Origin of the sequence: Myroides odoratimimus, assembly GCF_004337635.1 — a bacterium.
GTDB lineage: Bacteria > Bacteroidota > Bacteroidia > Flavobacteriales > Flavobacteriaceae > Flavobacterium > Flavobacterium odoratimimum.
On record NZ_CP037427.1, the window covers coordinates 2,362,014 to 2,384,792 of the forward strand.

The 22,779-nt window shown below is 34.8% G+C and carries 12 protein-coding genes and 2 rRNA genes; 7 read left to right on the forward strand and 7 right to left on the reverse strand.

The window, feature by feature from the left end; translation table 11 throughout:
- Positions 1–5 precede the first annotated feature (5 nt).
- The 3 genes from E0Z07_RS10730 to E0Z07_RS10740 all read left to right on the forward strand — a co-directional run bounded on the left by E0Z07_RS10730 (position 6) and on the right by E0Z07_RS10740 (position 5,329).
- Positions 6–2,897: ribosomal RNA gene (locus E0Z07_RS10730) — 23S ribosomal RNA — on the forward strand.
- Positions 2,898–3,008: 111 nt separating this feature from the next.
- Positions 3,009–3,118: ribosomal RNA gene (rrf, locus tag E0Z07_RS10735) — 5S ribosomal RNA — on the forward strand.
- A 279-nt stretch (positions 3,119–3,397) separates the two neighbouring features.
- On the forward strand, positions 3,398–5,329 hold the full coding sequence (locus E0Z07_RS10740; RefSeq protein WP_006260845.1) for a polysaccharide biosynthesis protein: 1,932 nt from the start codon (positions 3,398–3,400) through the stop codon (positions 5,327–5,329).
- On the opposite strand, the gene E0Z07_RS10745 is transcribed toward E0Z07_RS10740, so the two are convergent.
- The gene (locus tag E0Z07_RS10745; protein ID WP_039329087.1) at positions 5,326–6,975 is read right to left on the reverse strand and encodes a MutS-related protein; all 1,650 of its coding nucleotides are present in this window, start codon (positions 6,973–6,975) and stop codon (positions 5,326–5,328) included. The genes E0Z07_RS10740 and E0Z07_RS10745 overlap by 4 nt on opposite strands.
- A gap of 130 nt (positions 6,976–7,105) precedes the next feature.
- Positions 7,106–8,398, reverse strand: a complete 1,293-nt coding sequence (gene metK, locus E0Z07_RS10750; RefSeq protein WP_039329089.1) for a methionine adenosyltransferase — start codon at positions 8,396–8,398, stop codon at positions 7,106–7,108.
- A 455-nt stretch (positions 8,399–8,853) separates the two neighbouring features.
- Between metK and E0Z07_RS10755 the strand changes: the two genes are divergently transcribed.
- Both E0Z07_RS10755 and E0Z07_RS10760 read left to right on the forward strand, forming a co-directional pair.
- On the forward strand, positions 8,854–9,498 hold the full coding sequence (locus E0Z07_RS10755) for a carbonic anhydrase family protein (RefSeq protein WP_006259454.1): 645 nt from the start codon (positions 8,854–8,856) through the stop codon (positions 9,496–9,498).
- Positions 9,499–9,502: 4 nt separating this feature from the next.
- Positions 9,503–10,153 (forward strand): carbonic anhydrase, encoded by a 651-nt coding sequence (locus E0Z07_RS10760; protein WP_006259453.1) that lies wholly within the window; start codon positions 9,503–9,505, stop codon positions 10,151–10,153.
- Between the two features lie 10 nt (positions 10,154–10,163).
- Here the strand turns inward: E0Z07_RS10760 and E0Z07_RS10765 are convergent, their stop codons facing one another.
- From E0Z07_RS10765 to E0Z07_RS10775, 3 genes are all read right to left on the reverse strand, one after another.
- Positions 10,164–11,333, reverse strand: a complete 1,170-nt coding sequence (locus E0Z07_RS10765; protein WP_039329093.1) for an LETM1-related biofilm-associated protein — start codon at positions 11,331–11,333, stop codon at positions 10,164–10,166.
- 62 nt (positions 11,334–11,395) lie between these two features.
- Positions 11,396–12,760: a 30S ribosomal protein S6--L-glutamate ligase gene (gene rimK, locus E0Z07_RS10770; RefSeq protein WP_039329094.1), complete on the reverse strand. Its 1,365-nt coding sequence runs from the start codon at positions 12,758–12,760 to the stop codon at positions 11,396–11,398.
- A 530-nt stretch (positions 12,761–13,290) separates the two neighbouring features.
- Positions 13,291–15,825: an ATP-dependent Clp protease ATP-binding subunit gene (locus E0Z07_RS10775; RefSeq protein ID WP_006260846.1), complete on the reverse strand. Its 2,535-nt coding sequence runs from the start codon at positions 15,823–15,825 to the stop codon at positions 13,291–13,293.
- 250 nt (positions 15,826–16,075) lie between these two features.
- Between E0Z07_RS10775 and gyrA the strand changes: the two genes are divergently transcribed.
- Positions 16,076–18,589 (forward strand): DNA gyrase subunit A, encoded by a 2,514-nt coding sequence (gyrA, locus tag E0Z07_RS10780; protein WP_131540731.1) that lies wholly within the window; start codon positions 16,076–16,078, stop codon positions 18,587–18,589.
- Between the two features lie 18 nt (positions 18,590–18,607).
- A complete protein-coding gene (locus tag E0Z07_RS10785; protein ID WP_006259448.1) occupies positions 18,608–19,882 on the forward strand; it encodes a tetratricopeptide repeat protein in 1,275 nt (424 codons plus the stop codon).
- 120 nt (positions 19,883–20,002) lie between these two features.
- On the opposite strand, the gene E0Z07_RS10790 is transcribed toward E0Z07_RS10785, so the two are convergent.
- Positions 20,003–21,886 carry a DUF349 domain-containing protein gene (locus E0Z07_RS10790; RefSeq protein WP_006263173.1) on the reverse strand — a complete coding sequence of 628 codons (1,884 nt, stop codon included), beginning with the start codon at positions 21,884–21,886 and terminating at the stop codon, positions 20,003–20,005.
- A 133-nt stretch (positions 21,887–22,019) separates the two neighbouring features.
- Positions 22,020–22,772 (reverse strand): shikimate dehydrogenase family protein, encoded by a 753-nt coding sequence (locus tag E0Z07_RS10795; RefSeq protein ID WP_006263174.1) that lies wholly within the window; start codon positions 22,770–22,772, stop codon positions 22,020–22,022.
- Positions 22,773–22,779: the final 7 nt, after the last annotated feature.

A 22,779-nucleotide genomic window follows, 5' to 3' on the forward strand; every position in this document is an offset into this window, starting at 1 on the left:
TAAGCACATAAGCAAAATAAGGGCGTATGGGGAATGCCTAGGCTCTCAGAGGCGAAGAAGGACGTGATAAGCTGCGAAAAGCTACGGGGATTGGCACACACGAGTTGATCCGTAGATATCCGAATGGGGCAACCCAGTATGTTGAAGACATACTATCCAATATGGAGGCGAACCCGCTGAACTGAAACATCTAAGTAGGCGGAGGAGAAGAAAACAAAAGTGATTCCGTAAGTAGTGGCGAGCGAACGCGGAATAGCCCAAACCAAAGTTGTTACGGCAATTTTGGGGTTGTAGGACCACGACATTTCTTGCGGATTTAATAAGAATTACCTGGAAAGGTAAACCGAAGAGGGTGATAGTCCCGTATTGGTAAGAGAAGATAAGAATAGTGGTATCCTGAGTAGGTCGGGGCACGTGAAACCTTGATTGAAACTGGCGGGACCATCCGCTAAGGCTAAATACTCCTGAGAGACCGATAGTGAACCAGTACCGTGAGGGAAAGGTGAAAAGAACCGTGAATAACGGAGTGAAACAGATCCTGAAACCATACGCCTACAAGCGGTCGGAGCCCCTTAGTGGGGTGACGGCGTGCCTTTTGCATAATGAGCCTACGAGTTACCGTTGCTGGCAAGGATAAGTGATTAAGTCATGGATCCGTAGCGAAAGCGAGTCTTAATAGGGCGCTTAAGTCAGTAGTGGTAGACGCGAAACCGTGTGATCTACCCATGGGCAGGTTGAAGTTTAGGTAACACTAAATGGAGGACCGAACCGTTTAACGCTGAAAAGTTTTCGGATGACCTGTGGGTAGGGGTGAAAGGCCAATCAAACTCGGAAATAGCTCGTACTCCCCGAAATGCATTTAGGTGCAGCGATGATCGATAGTTACTTAGAGGTAGAGCTACTGATTGGATGCGGGGGCTTCACCGCCTACCAATTCCTGACAAACTCCGAATGCTAAGTAATGATAATCATCAGTGAGGGCATGGGTGCTAAGGTCCATGTCCGAGAGGGAAAGAACCCAGACCATCAGCTAAGGTCCCCAAATGTATGCTAAGTTGAAAAAACGCGGTTTGATTGCCCAGACAGCTAGGATGTTGGCTTGGAAGCAGCCATTCATTTAAAGAGTGCGTAACAGCTCACTAGTCGAGCGATCGAGCATGGATAATAATCGGGCATAAGTATACTACCGAAGCTATGGATTTACGTTTTAGGACGTGAGTGGTAGGGGAGCATTCTAACGGCGCAGAAGGTGATTTGTGAGAATTGCTGGAGCTTTTAGAAAAGAAAATGTAGGCATAAGTAACGATAAGGGGTGCGAGAAACACCCCCGCCGTAAGACTAAGGTTTCCTCAGCTATGCTAATCAGCTGAGGGTTAGTCGGGACCTAAGGCACACCCGAAGGGGGACGTCGATGGCCAACGGGTTAATATTCCCGTACTACTGATAATTGTGATGGAGTGACACAGTGATGAAAGCACCGCGAACTGACGGAATAGTTCGTTGAAGCACGTACCTATAGGTTTGATAGTAAAATGCGTCAGACTTGGAGAAATGCGATAGTACTTTGAGTCTTCGGACAACGAGATAGTGTGCCTAAGGGCTGTCAAGAAAAGCTTCTAAACTTAGATTATTAGTACCCGTACCGTAAACCGACACAGGTAGTCGAGGAGAGTATCCTAAGGCGCTCGAGAGATTCATGGCTAAGGAACTAGGCAAAATAGACCTGTAACTTCGGGAGAAAGGTCGCCAGCGCAAGCTGGCCGCAGTGAAAAGGTCCAGGCGACTGTTTATCAAAAACACAGGGCTCTGCAAAATCGTAAGATGACGTATAGGGCCTGACACCTGCCCGGTGCTGGAAGGTTAAGAGGAGATGTTATCGATGAGTAATTGTTGAGAAGCATTGAATTGAAGCCCCAGTAAACGGCGGCCGTAACTATAACGGTCCTAAGGTAGCGAAATTCCTTGTCGGGTAAGTTCCGACCTGCACGAATGGTGTAACGATCTGGACACTGTCTCAGCCATGAGCTCGGTGAAATTGTAGTATCGGTGAAGATGCCGATTACCCGCAGTGGGACGAAAAGACCCTGTGCACCTTTACTATAGCTTAGTATTGTTCTTGGATAAGTGATGTGTAGGATAGGTGGGAGACTGTGAAGTGGCGTCGCTAGGCGTTGTGGAGTCATTGTTGAAATACCACCCTTTGCTTATTTGAGATCTAACTCCCTTATTGGGGAGGACATTGCTTGGTGGGTAGTTTGACTGGGGTGGTCGCCTCCAAAAGAGTAACGGAGGCTTCTAAAGGTTCCCTCAGCACGCTTGGTAACCGTGCGTAGAGTGCAATGGTATAAGGGAGCTTGACTGAAAGACTAACAAGTCGAACAGGTACGAAAGTAGAGCATAGTGATCCGGTGGTTCCGCATGGAAGGGCCATCGCTCAAAGGATAAAAGGTACGCCGGGGATAACAGGCTGATCTCCCCCAAGAGCTCATATCGACGGGGGGGTTTGGCACCTCGATGTCGGCTCGTCACATCCTGGGGCTGGAGAAGGTCCCAAGGGTTGGGCTGTTCGCCCATTAAAGTGGCACGCGAGCTGGGTTCAGAACGTCGTGAGACAGTTCGGTCTCTATCTACTGTGGGCGTTAGAAATTTGAGTGGATCTGATTCTAGTACGAGAGGACCGAATTGGACCAACCTCTAGTGCATCTGTTGTCTCGCCAGGGGCATCGCAGAGTAGCTACGTTGGGAAGGGATAAGCGCTGAAAGCATATAAGTGCGAAACCCACCACAAGATGAGATTTCTTTAAAGGGTCGTTGGAGATTACAACGTTGATAGGCTATAGATGTAAAGACAGTAATGTCAAAGTCGAGTAGTACTAATAACCCGTAAGCTTATGTGAATCTCCCCTTGTTTAAATACAAGGGGAGGGCAACTTTCTAAAGTATAGTTAAGTTTAAAATATCAATATAGTTAAAAATATTAGTTACGCTCAATCGTGTAACAACCGATTTAAGGTGGTTATTGCAGCGGGGCTCACCTCTATCCATTTCGAACAGAGAAGTTAAGCCCGCTAGCGCAGATGGTACTGCTAACCAGTGGGAGAGTATGTCGCCGCCTTTCTTTATAGAATCCCCAATCTCGTATGAGGTTGGGGATTTTTTGTTTATATGTATTTTATAATTGTGCTAATCCTTTAGATTTTCGAAGGGATCATCTGTATATATTTACTATTTGTTAATTTTAGTGTAGTGTTAGTTGTTAATATGTTCATAAAGATTAAATAATCTAGGAAAAGGGTGAAGACACTGTATTTTCTAGTGAAGAGTAATAAATGTGACATTTTATGCATTATATTTGCATTTAGAAAAATTGTAATAATTGCTACCAAAAGAAAATCGTATGAATAATGCGCTGAAAAGACAGTTAAAGCGTGATACACCTAGGGGTATCATATTTGTAATAGACTTGTTGATTGTCTTGTTTACCTATTTTATATCTAACCTTTTGTTAACTAATTTTTTTGGTAATTTCTCTATCGAATTAATGTTAAAGAGAATACCTGTATTATTAGTTTGTTATATTGTTAGTTTTTTGATATTTAAACCTTTTAAAGGTGTTATCAGACAGACAAGCATAAAGGATATCGAGACTATTTTTATTTCTTGCTTGTTTTCAGGAGCAGTCATGATGATTGTGAGTTTGCTACAAAGAAATGAGTTCTTAGGGAATAGTTTAGAGCCTTATTTAAGATATTCGTATTCATTTGTATTACTGCATTTATTCTTTACTTCAGCGATGCTTATTTTAGCTCGTTTGTTTTATAGTCAATTTTATCGTAGTTATGTATTAGATGTTAGAAATCATAAACGCGTGATTATCTATGGTGCTGGAGATTCTGGTATTATTACTGTTGGTGCACTGCAAGGAGATACAAAAGTTAGAACACATATAGTAGCTTTTGTGGATGACAATAATAGTAAATCTGGAAATAGACTAGGAGGTTACAGAATTTATAATCCTTCTATTCTTGATGAGACTTATGTTACTAGTAATCGTATAGATGAAATTATTATCTCAATTCAAAATATCACTAGAGAAAGATTAAATGATATATCAGAGGTATTAGAGAAACTTCCTGTAAAGATTAAAATAATTCCACCAGCAACAGATTGGTTAGATGGTTCATATACAAATAAGCAAATTAAAGAGTTAAAGATTGATGATTTACTTGGACGTAAAGCAATACAATTAGATAACCCTATTATTGGTAAAGAGATTGATGATAAAGTAGTATTGATTACTGGAGCAGCTGGGTCTATAGGTAGTGAAATAGCTAGACAAGTAGCTCGATTTAATTTTAAGAAACTTATATTAGTAGATCATGCTGAATCTCCTTTATATGATGTGCAACAGACTATGGTTTCTAATAAATGTAATGACATTATCTATGTTGTTGGGAATATTAGGGATACAAAGAAGATGGAATCTTTATTTGAACTTTATAGACCTAATTTAGTATATCACGCAGCGGCTTATAAGCATGTTCCTCTAATGGAATCATTCCCTTATGAAGCTATTCATACCAATGTAAAGGGGACTAAAGTGATTGCAGACTTATCAGTTCAATTTGGAGTATCAAAGTTTGTAATGGTTTCTACAGATAAAGCTGTTAATCCTACTAACGTTATGGGGGCAACTAAACGTGCAGCTGAACTATATGTATCTACATTAAAAGATAATGGTGTTACAAGCTTTATAGTTACTCGTTTTGGAAATGTTCTTGGTTCTAATGGATCTGTGATTCCATTGTTTAAGCGTCAAATAGATGCTGGAGGACCATTAACTGTAACACATCAAGATATTACACGTTTCTTTATGACGATTCCTGAAGCTTGTCAATTAGTATTAGAAGCTTCAATTATGGGGAATGGAGGAGAAATCTTTGTATTCGATATGGGGAAATCTATGAAGATATTTGACTTGGCTAAACGTATGATACGACTGAGTGGTTATAGTTATCCTGAAGATATTGATATTAAGATTACTGGTCTAAGACCAGGAGAGAAGATCTTCGAAGAGTTACTCGCTAATGATGAGAATACGGTGAAGACACATCATGAAAAGATAATGATTGCAAAAGTACGTAATCAAGATTTAGATGTGGTAAAAGCGAATCTAGAGATGATGTGTAACTATGTGTGTGAGAATGAGGGACAGGATGATGTAGAGTACTTAGTGAAACAATTAAAGATAATCGTTCCAGAATTTAAATCTCAGAATTCAAGATTTGAATGCTTAGATGAAGAAATAGAAAAATGTTCAGTTAGCTAACTGAACATTTTTTTTGTGTTATATGCTAAATCTGTAATCTCAGTAGGAAAATCATTTAATTCTAATATTTTGATTGCATTAGTTGTTTGTGGTTGACCTAGCTTTAATTTGTAGTCAAAATGTAACTCATTGTTGACAATACTTTCTTGTAAGTATTGACATTGATAACCTTCTTTCTCTAGTAGTTCAATGAGCTCTAGATCATGTGTGGATACAATAACTATATCTTTCTCTTTATTTAGATATTTAAGTATAGCATACGCAGCGGAGATTCTTTCTTTTGTATTAGTTCCTTTTAGTATTTCGTCTAATACATATAATTGTGGATCTGTAGTATTTGATTGTATTATAAAACGCTTTATTTGTTTTACTTCTTGTAGGTAATAACTAGTGTCATTATGTAAGTCATCTGTTATTCGGATAGAACTATTGATTTGGTAAAAATTAGCTTTATAAGATGTAGCGAATACATATCCTATTGTTTGAGCTAATATTGTATTTAAGGTCAATGCTCTTATGAATGTAGTTTTACCTGCCATATTAGAACCTGTTAGTAGCAGGCTTTTATTTTCTAAATGTATTGTATTACTTACACAATTTTCGATTAATGGATGGATTAGGTTTTCTATTTGTATTTCTTTGCTATTGTGGAATACAGGTTGACATAGTCGATTATTTGTTTGTAGAGAAGCTATTGAGATTGCTGTATCTATCTTTGCAATTGTTTCAAAAGAAGTTTTTAGCTCTTCTTTAGCATGTTGTGCTCTTAAAAGAAAAGATTCGAAGGTTATAACTTCGATATTAAGCATTATTTTTAGTAGTTCTATAGGGAACATTACTAATGTAGTTATCTCATCTTTAATAGCGCTGTCTGATGTGAAAAAATAGGTTAGTGTATTTAATTTGCGCAGTGTAGGTATAGCTTTTTTTGTTTCGGTAAAATTATATGCTGTAGATAACTTTTGCATCTTTAGTAACTGACTAGTTGAATTAAGAATATGTTTAAAGTTTTGTGTAGCACTTAGCTGATCATATTGCGCATATTTATTTTTATAATGTAAGACCAAGTTGACACTAAATACCGGAAGTAATACTAGTATCCAGATTAAACTATGTAAACTTAATAGTAAAGAACTAATTGTAATGATATTCAATACATAAGCTAGTTTTAGTTTGAACCGGTTTATTGTGATGTTATGGGTGAATAGAGTGTGATAGTAGTATATACTTCTATTCGTTAAGGTACTTAGTAGCATTTGTACTTTTAATCTTTCATCACTGTCAGTTCTGAAGAAATTAATTGTTTGATCAAGGTCTCTTACTTCTTCTGGTGACTTAATCGTGTGCAGTTTGTGATATAAGTATTGTTGTCCTATTAAGGAGTGTGTTCTGTCTAGATAAGTAAACGTATCGTCTAAATCAAGATCTTGATTAATAGTTTTGCTAATTGTTTGATACGATGTATTATGACCTAATGCGTGATGGTATGATGCTATTTTGTCAAAATTAAAATCAGTTAATCCTTTTGGATGTCCCCAGCTTTCTTTTAATTTTTGAAGTTGAGCATTCCTTTTGTTTCTATTTCTTTTTTTATCAAAAAGAATATATAGTATCAGTAATATAAATGCACCTAGAATCCAGTTCATAATTTTGGTTTAGTTAAGTAAATATAAACCAATTCTAGTAATGTGTATAAGAGAGGATTCTTCTTATAGGAAAATATAAAAAAAAAGAGACTACTAACAGCAGTCTCTTTATATGAATTGGATAAGAATATTACAAGCTAAATTTAGCTTTGATATCTTCTACTCTGTCTAATTTTTCCCAAGTGAATAATTCTACTTCTACTTCTTTAGTTTCTCCACCAGGTCTAGTGAATACTTTTTTTACTACTTGAGGTTTGCGTCCCATATGTCCATAAGCAGCAGTCTCGCTATAGATAGGGTTTCTTAGTTTAAGACTAGTTTCAATGAAGTATGGTCTTAGGTCAAATAACTCACTAACTTTTTTAGCGATTTCACCATCAGTTAGATTAACATTGCTTGTTCCGTAAGTATTGATGTATAAACCTGTTGGTTTAGCAACTCCAATAGCATAAGAAACTTGAACTAATACTTCATCAGCAACACCTGCCGCCACTAGGTTCTTAGCGATATGTCTAGTTGCGTAAGCTGCACTACGGTCTACTTTACTAGGGTCTTTACCAGAGAAAGCACCTCCACCGTGAGCACCTTTACCACCATAAGTATCTACGATAATCTTACGACCTGTCAATCCTGTATCTCCATGAGGACCTCCAATAACGAATACACCTGTTGGATTGATTAAGTACTCTATTTCTTCATTATTCTCAAATAAATATTTGTATTGAGGATATTTATTTAAAAGACGAGTAATTAAGATCTCTTTGATGTCTTTCTCTATTCGTGCTTGCATTGCTTTCTCAGCAACTTCTTTAGCTTGAGCAGAGTTATCCGTTGGTTGAACGAAATCATCATGTTGAGTAGAAAGTACGATAGTAACAATTCTGATAGGAGTATTGTTATCATCATATTCTAATGTAATTTGACTTTTCGCATCTGGTCTTAAATAAGTAACTTCCGTATTTTCTCTACGGATAGCTGCTAATTCTTGTAACAATTTATGAGAAAGGTCTAATGCTAGAGGCATATAGTCTTCAGTCTCTTTAGTTGCATAACCAAACATCATCCCTTGGTCACCAGCTCCTTGTTCTTCTGGACTCTTTCTGTCTACTCCTTGGTTGATGTCAGCAGACTGTTCATGGATAGCAGATAAGATACCACATGAGTTAGCGTCAAACATATATTCACTCTTAGTGTAACCAATACGTTTGATTACTTCTCTCGCGATTTGTTGTACGTCTAAGTATGTTTTAGATTTAACTTCACCAGCTAAAACTACTTGTCCTGTTGTTACTAAAGTTTCACAAGCCACTTTAGAATCTTGATCGAACGCTAAAAAGTTATCGATTAAAGCATCAGAGATTTGATCAGCAATTTTATCTGGATGTCCTTCACTAACTGATTCAGATGTAAAGTAATAAGCCATAATAATTATTTTTTAAGATTTTAAAAATAGAGGAAATGGCTAAAGGGGAAGTATCAATTTCTGCTTTAGCATTTTTTACCGAGGTTGCAATCAGTACAAATTTTTCCTCCTGTTATTTATGATGCAAATGTATTAACTATTTTGGTAATCAAACAAATATTTTTGTAATTTATATTTATGTTAACGATTGATGGTGTTTGTAAATAGATGAAATTTAAATGCTTATCGATAAGAACTGATTTGAAGACCTACTAATTTTATATCTCTGTATGGTTCATCTCTTTTTAACTCTTTTACATTGAAGAGTAAGATAAAGGTTAAGATATTAATTGTTAATTATTGTTTATGAATTATAGTATTAATAAAAATTACTTCAAAAAATAATAATACATTATATTTTATTGATTGTTTTGTATTTTTGCTATCAGTTTACAACTTAAATAAACAACAATCGAATGAGACTACACAACATAGAAGACCAAAAATTAGTTACACCAAAATTAGCTTTAGATTTCTTAGTGGAAGGAAATAAGCGTTTTGTAGAAAACTTAAAAGCACATAGTAATCTGTTAGAACAAGTAAACTCTACTAAAGAAGGACAGTTTCCATTCGCTATTATATTGAGTTGTATTGACAGCCGTACATCTGCTGAGTTAATCTTTGACCAAGGATTAGGTGATATCTTTAGTGCTCGTATTGCTGGTAATGTATTGAATGAAGATATTATTGGTTCTATGGAATTTGCATGTAAATTAGCAGGTAGTAAACTTATCATGGTTTTAGGACATTCACATTGTGGAGCTATTACTGGAGCTTGTAAAGGTGCAAAATTAGGGCATTTAACTAATTTATTAGCTAAAGTAGAACCTTCAATAGAGTATGTAAAAGAGAATAATAAAAACCTTGATATAGAATCGAAAGAAGCAGTTGATTTAGTTGCTTATCACAACGTAGATCATACTATTGACCATATCTTAAGTAAAAGTACTGTTCTGAGTGAAATGTATCAAGCAGGTGAGATAGGAATCGTAGGGGCTTTTTATAAAGTAGAAACAGGTGAAGTGAACATTGTAAAAGAAATGTTTGTAGAGAAAAAATAAGACTATGGCACATAGTGATTTTTATAAGAAAATTCTAGAACGCAATAAGCAATGGGTAGAGGAGAGACTAACTGTAAATCCTAATTACTTCAAAAGACTTAGCGAAAAACAAACACCTCCTGTATTATGGATAGGGTGTTCTGATAGTAGAGTACCAGCTAACGAAATTATAGGAGCAGAACCAGGTGATGTTTTTGTACATCGTAATATTGCGAATATGGTAATACACTCTGACATGAATATGTTGAGTGTTCTAGATTACGCTGTTAATATTCTGAAGATTAAAGATATCATTGTTTGTGGTCACTATGGATGTGGTGGGGTACTAGCTGCAATGAAGAATGAGTCTTATGGTCTGATCGATAACTGGATTAGACATATCAAGACTGTCTATAGATTACACAATGTAGAGTTAGATCAGATAGATGATGAAGTAAAACGATTTAATCGTTTTGTAGAGCTAAATGTACAAGAGCAAGTGTATGATTTAGCAAAAACATCAATCGTACAAGAAGCTTGGTCTCGCAATCAAGAACTTGGAATACACGGATGGGTATACGGTCTTAACTCTGGTTATGTAACAGATTTAAATGTAAACTTGATGAGTAATCAAGATCTAGACGAAGTATACCAACTTCGATTTAGAAAGATATAGTTTATGTTCGTTACTGCTCTGTATTTTCATTAAATGAAGAGGGAAGTAATGATGGGATAAACTTTAATAAAATAGGTAATAATATACCTCCTCCAGGTAAAATAAAGATAGCAAGAGAAGGGATGGTTTTAATAACTTCTATAGTTTGTTTTTTGACCATCTTTTTTTCTTCTTTATTTAAATCTCTATGTGTAGAATCCACTAATAACTTCATTAGTTGGGTGTTCTTCTGTAATTCATTTACTAGCCTAGTTTTGTTTCGCGTTAGTAATAGCTCGATATAGCTTGTAGAGTTTTTGATTACATTATCAAATAAGTTGCTTGATTTGTAATAATGGTAATCATATTTATTTTTAACCAATACTATCGAAAAGTAAAATATACTCTCTTCTATCATCGTCTGTGAATAAGGAATAGACAAGAATGGCTCTTCCTCGAAGTTAGGTAGTATAATTTCTTGTACATCGTTTTTCCATGAGTTACATACGATGTAGTCTATCATAAAGTTTGCCTCGAAGCTACTGATAGGAGTATTCGGTTTTATAGAATCAATAGCTGCGCTGTTATTAGTTTTGTCTAAAAAGTCTATTAGTTGTAGGTCTTTTTTGCTTAACTCCTCTTTATTTCTTTTAACAGATAATGTTATTTCTTTTAATTGTTCTACCGTGTGTTGTATAAAGATTGTCGGATCTGTTTTTTCATTGATATAAGCCTCGAATGCTAGTATATCAATGAATAATAGAATCATATTTAGTACAAAATCATTGTTTTTTGATTGAGAAAAGAAATGTTCTTTACATCTGATAGAAAAGATATTTTCTAGTTTGTTATAAGGGTTTTTTTCTTCAAAGAATGAAGAGAATATATTGCTCTTATGAGGAATGAATACTTCGTAAAACTCTATGAGCTTATCGATGAAACTCTGTTGATTATCCCCATTGTTATATATATAATAAATCTTTTCTAAAAGCTGTAAGTAGCAGATCTTAGAAAGTTCTTCTTGTGTGTATTTAAAGTTTTTATAAATACTTGGTAATTCATCAATATCAATTATTCCATAACTGAATCCTATTCTTCTAATCTGTGTTGAAATCTCATGACAGCTCTGAGTAGAGAAGATTTGATAGTCTAGGTGCTCTGTAAAGTACTTTTTGATCCAGCCGCTAGTAGATGGGTTCATAGCTTGTATTGATTTAAAAAGAATAAAAGTGGTGATGGTTAGATCACCACTTTTTTATAATATTACCATTTTACTTGTTTTTCTATCGCTTTAATCATCTCTGAAGCAATATCTTTATTTGTAGCACCTTCTATTCCTTCTAATCCAGGAGAAGAGTTTACTTCTAGTAGAAGAGGGCCTTTAGCAGAGCGAATAATATCTACTCCAGCTACTTTTAGGTTCATAGCTTTAGCAGCTTTGATTGCTATCTTCTTCTCTTCTGGTGTTACTTTGATTACAGATGCTGTACCACCTAAGTGAATATTAGCTCTAAACTCACCAGGTAGGGCTTCGCGTTGTATAGCTGCTACAACTTTTCCGTCTACCACGAAGCAACGTATATCCTTACCATTCGCCTCTTTAATAAACTCTTGAACTAAGATGTTTGCATTAAGACTTTTGAATGCATTGATCACACTTTCTGCTGCTTTTTTCGTTTCTGCTAGTACTACACCTTTACCTTGTGTTCCTTCTAATAATTTGACAATAAGAGGACTTCCTCCCACCATCTTTATTAAATCATTAGTGTCTAAAGGCGAGTTAGCAAAACCAGTAGTAGGAATGTCTACACCGTTATTTAATAATAACTGAAGAGAAAACAGTTTGTCTCTTGATTGTGCTATCGCTGCAGCACTATTTAAACTATATACTTTAAGAGATTCGAAATGTCTAGTTAACGCACATCCATAATAGGTCATACTTGGTCGTATACGAGGTATCACTGCGTCAAAATCATTTAGAACTCGCCCACCTCGATAGTGTATCTCTGGTTGGTTAGCATCTAGTTTCATATAACAGTATTTCAGATTTAAGAAGTGCATTTCGTGACCTCTTAATTCTCCTGCTTCTATAATTCTTTTATTGCTGTATAGTTCTGGGTTACTAGCTAATAATCCTATACGCAGACCTTTCTTCTCTATTTTTGGTTTAGTATAGTATTCTTCTAGTTTTTCTGTTGTTGGTTGACCTAGTAAGAAGTGTTTTTCAGGATCTACTAACACACGTCCTCCCATAGCCTCTCTTCCTAGTAGCATTCTATATCCCATAGAATCTCTATTAGTCAAAGTCAGTTCTATCACCCAGTTTGTATCCGCAATGGATATTTCTGTTTGGATTACGTATCTAGATTCTCTAGAGCCACTAGAGCTCTTCACGATTCTTTTATCTATTACCTTAGATTCACAGTGGATAACAGTTTTTCCATTGTTTTGCAGAGGATTGACATCAAATTTGACCCACTTTTCTCCCTCTTTTTCAAAAGGAACAATGTTTATAGCATGTAACGCAGATGTCTTAGCACCCGAGTCAACACGCGCTTTAATAGCAGGGATATTTAAAGTAGAAAAAGAACACCATTCTTCACTACCAACAATAACTTTGTCTAACATATATTAATAATAATCTAATGCGAATGTAGTGTATTAAAGATAATGCTTTTACACGAGATAGAAAAAAAAGTAAAATTTAATGATTTTACAACATATTGATGCCACTTTAGAGAGAATACGTGATAAATAAACTTGTTAAGTGTTTGATTGTTTATGTTTTATAATAAAATATGGATCGTAGTTAGAGCAGTAAGGTGCTAAGAGTGGAAGAAAATAATCCAATCAAAAGGTAAAAGAGTAGGTATGATGCAGTGTAATAGCTTGGATTTAAGAAGATAAAATATAAGGGCTTAGCTTGCACTTTCTTGAGGTTTGCTAGGGGTATCCTTGGGGTTTACTAGGCAAAAAGCGGGTTTTGTCGAAGGAATGTCCTAGAATACTCCTAGAAACCCTAAAGCAACTTAGAACAAAATAAAGAAAAGTAGAGTCTAGAAGGGAAGGGAAATAGGCGAAGTAAGGGAATAAAAAAAGAGAATATCCTTTAAGGATATCCTCTTTTTATTGACTTCTTCTTGAGAGAAGAATGTTTATTATTTTGCTATAATTGCTATTTCTAATGCATCTTTAGCTTCGTTAAGTTTCATCTCGATACTGTCACCTAACGTTATTTTTGAATTTACAATCTCCTCTGCTAGAGGATCTTCGATATACTTCTGAATCGCTCTTTTAAGAGGTCTTGCTCCATATTGTTTATCAAAACCTTTTTCGGCAATAAAGTCTTTTGCGTCTGGACTTAATGTTAATTCATAACCAAGGTCAGTAATTCTTCTAAACAATTTCTGAAGCTCTATGTCTATGATTAAGTCTATATGATTTCTTTCTAAAGCGTTAAATACAATGATATCATCTATTCTATTTAAAAACTCAGGTGCAAAGGCTTTTTTCAGCGCATTTTCTATCACAGATTTAGAATGTTGATCCGTTTGTTCCTGTCTAGCAGTGGTGCCAAAACCTACTCCTTGTCCAAAATCTTTTAACTGACGTGCTCCGATATTAGAAGTCATGATGATAATCGTGTTTCTAAAATCAACTTTTCGTCCTAAACTATCTGTTAGATGTCCATCGTCAAGTACTTGTAGAAGCATATTAAATACATCTGGATGTGCTTTTTCGATTTCATCAAAAAGAATCACGCTATAAGGTTTTCTTCTGATTTTCTCTGTTAACTGACCACCTTCTTCATAACCAACATATCCTGGAGGCGCTCCTACTAATCTAGAGATAGCGAACTTCTCCATGTATTCACTCATGTCGATACGGATAAGAGCATCTTCAGAGTCAAACATTTCTTTAGCGATTACTTTAGCTAATTGTGTCTTACCAACTCCTGTCTGTCCTAAGAAAATAAAGGAACCAATAGGTCTATTAGGGTCTTTTAATCCAGCTCTATTTCTTTGGATTGCTTTCGCTATTTTACTAACGGCTTCGTCTTGACCAATAACCTTACCTTTGATTAACTGAGGAAGATTAGCAAGTTTAGTGATTTCTTTTTCTGCAATTCTATTTACAGGAATGCCTGTCATCATTGAAACAACGTCAGCAACATTCTCTTCAGTAACCACTATTCTGTTTTCTTTTACTTCTTGTTCCCAGTTTTCTTGAGCTACAGCTAAGTCTTTTTCTAGTTGTTTTTCATCATCTCTTAAACGAGCAGCCTCTTCATACTTCTGTTTTTGTACCATTTCATTCTTTTGCTCCTTAGTATGTTCTAGTTTTTGTTCTAGTTCAAGGATATTATCTGGTACATTGATATTAGTGATATGAACACGAGAACCTACTTCATCCATAGCATCGATAGCTTTGTCTGGTAAGAAACGATCACTCATATATCTGTTCGTTAGCTTAACACATGCTTCGATAGCTTCATCAGTATAAGTAACATTATGGTGGCTTTCGTACTTGTCTTTAATATTGTTTAAGATCGTAATTGTTTCGTCTACAGTAGTAGGTTCTACGATTACTTTTTGGAAACGACGTTCTAAAGCTCCATCTTTCTCGATATGCTGTCTAAACTCATCTAATGTTGTAGCACCGATACATTGGATTTCACCTCGAGCTAATGCAGGTTTGAACATATTAGATGCGTCTAGTGAACCCGTAGCTCCACCAGCTCCTACGATAGTATGTATCTCATCAATAAATAAGATAATATCATCATTCTTCTCTAGTTCATTCATTACAGCCTTCATTCTCTCTTCAAACTGTCCTCTGTATTTAGTACCCGCTACAAGACTAGCTAAGTCAAGAGTTACGACTCTCTTGTTATATAAGATACGAGATACTTTTTTCTGAACAATGCGCAGAGCTAATCCTTCCGCTATAGCAGATTTACCTACACCAGGTTCACCGATTAGTAGAGGGTTGTTCTTCTTGCGTCTACTTAGAATTTGAGATACGCGTTCTATTTCTTTTTCACGCCCAACTACAGGATCTAGCTTGCCATTCTCAGCCATTTCGGTTAAATCTCTACCAAAATTATCTAATACTGGAGTTTTACTTCTCTTAGATGTTTTAGCTGTAACATTGTCATTACTGTCAGTACTTTTACTGTCATCTTGGCTTGCATCGTCAAAAGTTTGTGCTTTTGGACTTTCGAATAAATCATCAGAAGAGTCTTTTTGAGCCTCACTAGTATTTAAATACGCTTGTTTCACAGCTTCATAATCCACCTTCATCTTATTTAAGATTTGTGTAGTAGGATCATCGCTATTTTTTAGAATACAAAGCAACAAGTGAACAGTGTTTATCTCTGTACTTTTGAATAGTTTTACTTCTAAGTATGTAAGTCTTAATGCGCGCTCAGCCTGTTTTGTGAGGTGCAATTGTAGTTTGTTACTCAGCAGTTCTTTATTATGAGAAGCAGGGTTTAATGTTTCTATTTTGTGACGTAGAAAATCAACATCTATGTCCAGGTTATTTAAAATATTAGACGCTTCACCTTGTTCCACTTTTAATAGTCCTAGTAATAGATGTTCAGTACCGATAGAGTCATGACTAAGCCTAATAGCTTCGTCTTTGCTATATGAAATCACATCTTTTACTTCTTGTGAGAAATTATCATCCATTTTTCAATTCAAATTAGGTGAATATTCATTTTAATCTTTAAAGATACAAAAAGTGTACCTATAATATAAAGCTGACAATAGCTAATTGACAAAAAAAAACTTTAATAAAAAAGGAAGAATGTGTTTTTTTTAGAAAAAATCAATTTGTTAGATAATCAAATGAAATACTTGTATAAAAACGTGGAGAAAACCTATAAAAACTGTATATTAGCGCGTTTAATAATTTGACAATTTTTAATTTTATATACTTATGTCTGAAGGAGAAAAGTTAATTCCTATTAACATAGAAGAGCAAATGAAATCTGCTTATATCGACTATTCGATGTCAGTTATTGTTTCTAGAGCGCTTCCTGATGTTAGAGATGGCTTAAAACCTGTTCATCGAAGAGTATTATTTGGAATGTATGAATTAGGCATCATGTCTAATAGAGCACATAAAAAGTCTGCGAGAATTGTAGGAGAGGTTTTAGGTAAATATCACCCACATGGAGATCTTTCAGTGTACGACGCTATGGTACGTATGGCACAGGATTGGAGTATGCGTTATCTACTAGTGGACGGACAAGGTAACTTTGGATCTGTAGATGGAGATAGTCCTGCAGCGATGCGTTACACAGAGGCAAGAATGAAAAAGATATCTGAAGAGATTCTTGCTGATATTGACAAAGAGACTGTAGATTTTCAATTAAACTTCGATGATACTTTAGAAGAACCTAAAGTAATGCCGACTAGAATCCCTACGTTATTAGTGAATGGGGCATCGGGTATCGCAGTAGGTATGGCAACGAATATGGCACCTCATAACTTATCAGAGGTTATAGATGGTACATTAGCTTATATCGATAATAACGATATTGAAATCGATGAATTAATCAATTATATTAAAGCTCCTGATTTCCCTACTGGTGGTATTATCTATGGATATGAAGGAGTTCGTGAAGCTTTTAAAACTGGTCGTGGACGTGTAGTAATGCGTGCTAAAGCTAATTTTGAAGAAGTAGATGGTAGGGAGTCTATCGTAGTGACTGAGATTCCTTTCCAAGTTAATAAAGCAGAAATGATTAAGAAAACTGCTGAAGCTATTAACGAGAAAAAGATCGAAGGTATCGCTACTATTCGAGATGAATCTGATAGAAAAGGAATGCGTATTGTATACGTATTAAAGCGTGACGCAGTTCCAAATATTGTTTTAAATACACTTTATAAATATACTCAATTGCAGTCTTCTTTTAGTGTGAATAATATCGCATTAGTAAACGGAAGACCTCAATTATTAGATTTAAAAGAGTTAATCTCTCATTTCGTTGATCACCGTTTGGATGTGGTGACTCGTAGAACTCAGTTTGAGTTAAGAAAAGCAGAAGAAAGAGCGCATATTTTAGAAGGATTAATTATTGCATCTGATAATATCGATGAAGTAATTGCTCTTATTCGTTCTTCTAGTAATGCTGATGAGGCTAGAGCTAAATTAATAGAGCGCTTTAACTTATCAGAGATTCAAGCTCGTGCAATTGTAGAAATGCGTTTACGTCAGTTAACTGGACTAGAGCAGGATAAACTACGTGCTGAGTATGAAGAGATCATGAAGTTAATTAATCATTTAAGAGAGTTATTAGCTAGCGTAGAGCTAAGAATGAACTTGATTAAAGAGGAATTAACTGAGATAAAAGAAAAATATGGTGATGAGCGTCGTTCTGTTATAGAATATGCAGGAGGAGATGTTAGTATCACTGATTTAATTGCTGATGAGCAAGTGGTGATTACTATTTCTCATGCAGGATATATTAAACGTACTCCACTGACTGAGTACAAAACTCAGAATAGAGGAGGAGTAGGACAGAAGTCTGCTGGTACAAGAGACCAAGATTTCTTAGAGCATATGTATGTGGCTACTAATCACCAGTACATGTTGTTCTTCACTCAAAAAGGTAAGTGTTTCTGGATGAGAGTTTATGAAATTCCAGAAGGAACTAAGACAAGTAAAGGACGTGCTATTCAGAACTTAATCAATATTGAGAATGATGATAAAGTGAAAGCGTTTATCTGTACTCAAGATCTTAAAGATGAAGAGTACATCAATGAGCACTTCGTTATCATGGCTACAAAACAAGGTCAGGTGAAGAAAACTCCATTAGAGCAATATTCTAGACCTCGTCAAAATGGTATTAATGCGATTACGATTAAAGAGGATGACGAATTACTAGAAGCAAAATTAACTGACGGTAAGAGTAAGGTGTTATTAGCACTTCGTTCTGGTAAGTTAGTTCGTTTTGATGAAGAGAAAACTCGTCCTATGGGTAGAACTGCTTCAGGAGTTAGAGGTATTACATTAGCAGATGACAAAGATGAAGTAATCGGTATGGTGTCTGTAAGTGATTTAAATAGTGAGATTCTTGTAGTATCAGAGAATGGTTATGGTAAGCGTTCTTCTTTAGATGAATACCGTGAGACTAACCGTGGAGGTAAAGGAGTTAAGACAATGAACATTACTGATAAGACAGGGTTGTTAGTGTCTATTAATTCTGTTACTGATGCAGATGACTTAATGATTATTAACAAATCAGGTTTAACTATTCGTATGAAGGTTTCTGATCTTCGCGTAATGGGACGTGCAACTCAAGGAGTTCGTTTAATTAATATTAAAGGAAACGACTCTATCGCAGCTGTATGTAAAGTTATGGCAGAGGATGATGAAGATATCTTAGAAGGAGATGTTGATACAATCATTGATATTGATGATCAAGGGAGTGATAATTTAGAATAAAACACATACCAATATATTATGAATAAAAGATATGTTTACTTATTGTCAGCTTTAATGTTATCAGGGTTGACAATGGCTCAAAAGAAAGAGCTTAAAGACGCTGAGAAAGCTGTAAAAAAAGGAAATGTAACTGAAGCAACTGCTGCGTTAAAAGCAGTTGAGGCAGTATTAGGAAATGCTTCTAACGCTGAGAAAGCACAATATTATGCTCTACAAGGTACATTAGCATATTCTCAAATTCAAAAAGATGTAGATGTAGATAATAACGTTGATGCTATTATTGCTTCTTACAAAAAATTGAATGAGTTTGAAACAAATAAAGGAAGTAAAATCGTTAAACAGGCTGATGAAGAGATAGCAAGTGTTGCAACTAAAGTTGTAGGACAAGCTATTGAAGATAATGGTTCTGCTAATTATAAGGGAGCGACTAGACGTTTTACTCAAGCTTATCAGTTAAGCCCTAAAGATACAGTGTATTTATACTATGCTGCTTCTACGGCTATTAACTCTAAAGATTATGCTACTGCTGTAGAGAACTATAAGCAATTAGTTGATCTAGGATATAATGGAAGTGAGTCTTACTATACAGCTATAGAGAAAGCTTCTGGTCAAGTACAAAGTTTTGGAAAAGACTCTAAAATGCGTGACTTGATGGTAAAACAAGGTACTCATACTGACCCTAAGTTTGTAAAAGAGGATTCTAAAAGACCAGAAATTCTTAAGAACTTAGTGTTAATCTATAGCCAAGAAGGTAAAACAGAAGAGGCTGAGAAAGCTATCGTAGCAGCTAGAGAAGCTAACCCAGATGATATCAACTTATTATTAACTCATATGGATCTTTATTTAAAGTCTAATAATATGGGTAAATATGAGGAGTTAGCAAAACAAGCTTTAGCTAAAAACCCTAATGACGATGTATTATTATACAACTTAGGAGTTACTAGTTTTGATGCTGGACGTTTTGAAGATGCCCGTAAATATTATGAAGAAGCTATCCGTATCAACCCTAAGTCTGAGAATGCTTATTTAAACATGGCTTTCCTTAAGTTACAACCAGACCAAGAGTTGACTAATAAAATGAATAGCTTAGGTATGTCTGCTGCTGATAATAAGAAATATGAGCAGTACCAAAAAGAAAAACATGCTATTTATAAAGATGCGATGAATGACTTAGAGAAAGTTATTTCTATCAATCCTGGTAATGAAGCAGCTATTAGTACTTTAAAAAATATTTATCGTGCATTAGAAATGACAGATAAATTAAAAGCATTAGAAGCTAAAACAAACAAATAATAATAGGATTCTATTATAATATAAAAAGGTGGATTTATTAAATCCACCTTTTGTTTTTTAGAGCATTTCAGTTTACTATTAAACAAAAAAAGAGAAACATTAGTTTCTCTTTTTTTGTACTTATATATTTCTAATTTGGGTTAGTTTATCTTCCCAGATTTTTAAATCATCTCTTTGTTTTTCGATGCTCTTTTTAACTTCTTTTACAAAAGGATTGTCATCAGTAGCATTGTGAATATAAGCTAGGTTGTTTTCTAATTGAATGATAGAAGAGTTTATTTCTTCTATTTTTCTTTGAATAAATAGAGCTTCATTCTGTAGCTTTCGCTTGTCATTTGTCTCTAATATAGATTCTAATCTATTATTAAATTTAACAGCTTCAGTTTCTCTTTTACTCAAACTTAGTTTATCAAATAGTACATCTAGAATCTTGTTGAACTTACCTTCTATAAAACGTTTATTAGCAGGTACAGCACCAATAGATTTCCAGTTATTGATATGATTCTTAATCTCTCCTAGATCTGTCTTGTGATCACCAGATAGTTGGAATCCTTTTAATAAATCTAAGTATTCTTTCTTTCTATTATAAGCATCTAATTCTACAGCTGATTCTTTATTTTTAATAGCATGGTATCTATCAAAGTAAGAGTTACAAGCTTCTTTAAAATCAGCCCATAGTTGATCAGAGTATTTGCGAGGTACATGGCCTATTAGTTTCCAGTCATCCTGTATCTTTTTCATTATAGGAGTAACCTTTGCAAAATCTTCACTGTCCTTTAATTCTTGAGCTCTTTTTATCAATGCTAGTTTTTTAGCATAGTTGTCTTGTTGCTCTTTTTTAAGCTCTTTGTAATAAGCATTTTTATTGCTATTAAAGTTTCTTGTAGCTAGTTTAAATAGATCCCAAACTTGCTCATTATTATCTAATGGTACTTTACCTATAGAGAAGAAACGCTGTCTTAGCTCTTCTACTTTAGCTATTTCTTTCTGCCATTGGTTATGGTTGGTTATCTTTTGCTTAGAAAGAATGTCTATTTCGCTTATTATAGCCACTTTTAAGGCAAGATTTTCTCTTTCGACACTTCTCAGTTGTTCGAATAATATTTCTCGCTTATCGTGCAGTTGTTTAGTGATTTCGCTGAACTGATCCCAGATTTGTTCTCTTATCTCTCGATCTACAGGACCGATCTCTTCTTTCCAGATTCTGTGTAGCGTCTGTAACTCTCTAAATGACTTAATAATGTCGTCATTCTCTAATAGCTCTTCTGCTCTTGCGATTAGCTTTTGTTTCTGTTCTAAGTTATATTTAAAGTCAAGATCTCTTGATTCTCTATCTAGGTGTAACTGATCGTAGAATCTCTCTACATGGAAGTGGTAGTTATTCCATACGTGATTGTATTTGTCCTTTGGGATAGGTCCCGCAGTCTTCCATTCTTCTCTAAGTTCTCCTAATTGTTTTAATGCATCACCGTTATGCTCGTTTTCTATTAATTGTTTTAATTTTTCTATAATAGATAAACGTTTTTCTAGATTTACATTAAGATTATTCTGAAGTTGTTTAAAGTATGCATTTTTAGCTACTCTATACTCATCATAGTATTTGTCAAAATCAGTTTTAATAGGAAGGATGTATTGAAAATCTGACTCATTCGCATCAGGATTCTCATCAAAGAAAGCTTCTTTCTTCTCATCCACAAGATCATTATACTTAGTATAGAATTCTTTTTTGATGTCTTCTACGTGATCTTTAATAGCTGTTACTTTGTAATTCTTGATTAGCTTATGAAGTTCCTTAGTTAGCTTCTCTAAGTCTAGTTTTTCATAGTTAACAGTAGGGATATTGCTTTCTTCATAAGAAGCTAAATCTTCACCTTCTTCAGCATTTGAAGCTGTAATAGAATCAAGAGCTTTTTCTTTATCAGTTGGGACAACCGCATTTGAATTTGATTCCGGTTTTTGTCCATCTGCTAGCTCATGCAGGTTATCATTCTTTTGTTCTAACATGTTTGAAAAAGTATTTATTTAAACAATATGTAGTAAAGCACAATAAATAAACGTGCTCTCTCAAATTTAGGAAAAAATATTGAATAAATCGCATTTTTCTTTTGCTAGAACTATTTATATCAATTATTTAGTATTAATCTCCACTGAATGGCTTATTCCAAATCTTATATGCTTTTTCTGCTTGAAGTACTAGCATTTCATAGCCGTTCTTTACTTTTGCACCATACACTTTTGCTTCTTTCATTAAGGTCGTTTCTTGAGGATTATAGATAAGATCGTATACTATATGTCTCTTCGATAGCAAGTGTACAGGGACTTCAGGCATCTGATCAATATTAGGAAAAGTCCCAACAGGTGTTGTATTGATTATAATGGTATAATGATTCATTACTTCTGCAGTTAGTTCGCTATAAGTTAGGTTATACTCTTCTTTTGTTCTGCTTACGAAAGTGTATTTTATACCTAATTTTTTAAGAGCATATTCTATTGCCTTGCTAGCTCCTCCAGTACCAAGTATTAAGGCGCGCTTATGATGGAATTTAAGCATTGGTTTTAGAGAATGGTAAAATCCATACCAATCCGTATTATAACCTTTTAATTGGCCTTTTTTATTAATTTGAATCGTGTTAACTGCTCCTATAGCTATAGCTTTTTTAGAAAGTGAGTCTAGATATGGGATAATAGATTGTTTATAAGGGATAGTTACATTTAACCCTTTAATATCCTTGTGGTCTTCTAGTATTTTAGAAAACTCATTTATGTTTTGTAAATCAAAGTTTACATAGATACTTTTTCTATCTTTTAATTTCTCAAACTTTTCTGCAAAGTAGGTACGTGAGAAAGAATAATCTATGTTTTTACCTATTAATCCGTAGCGTTTAGTCATATTGAGT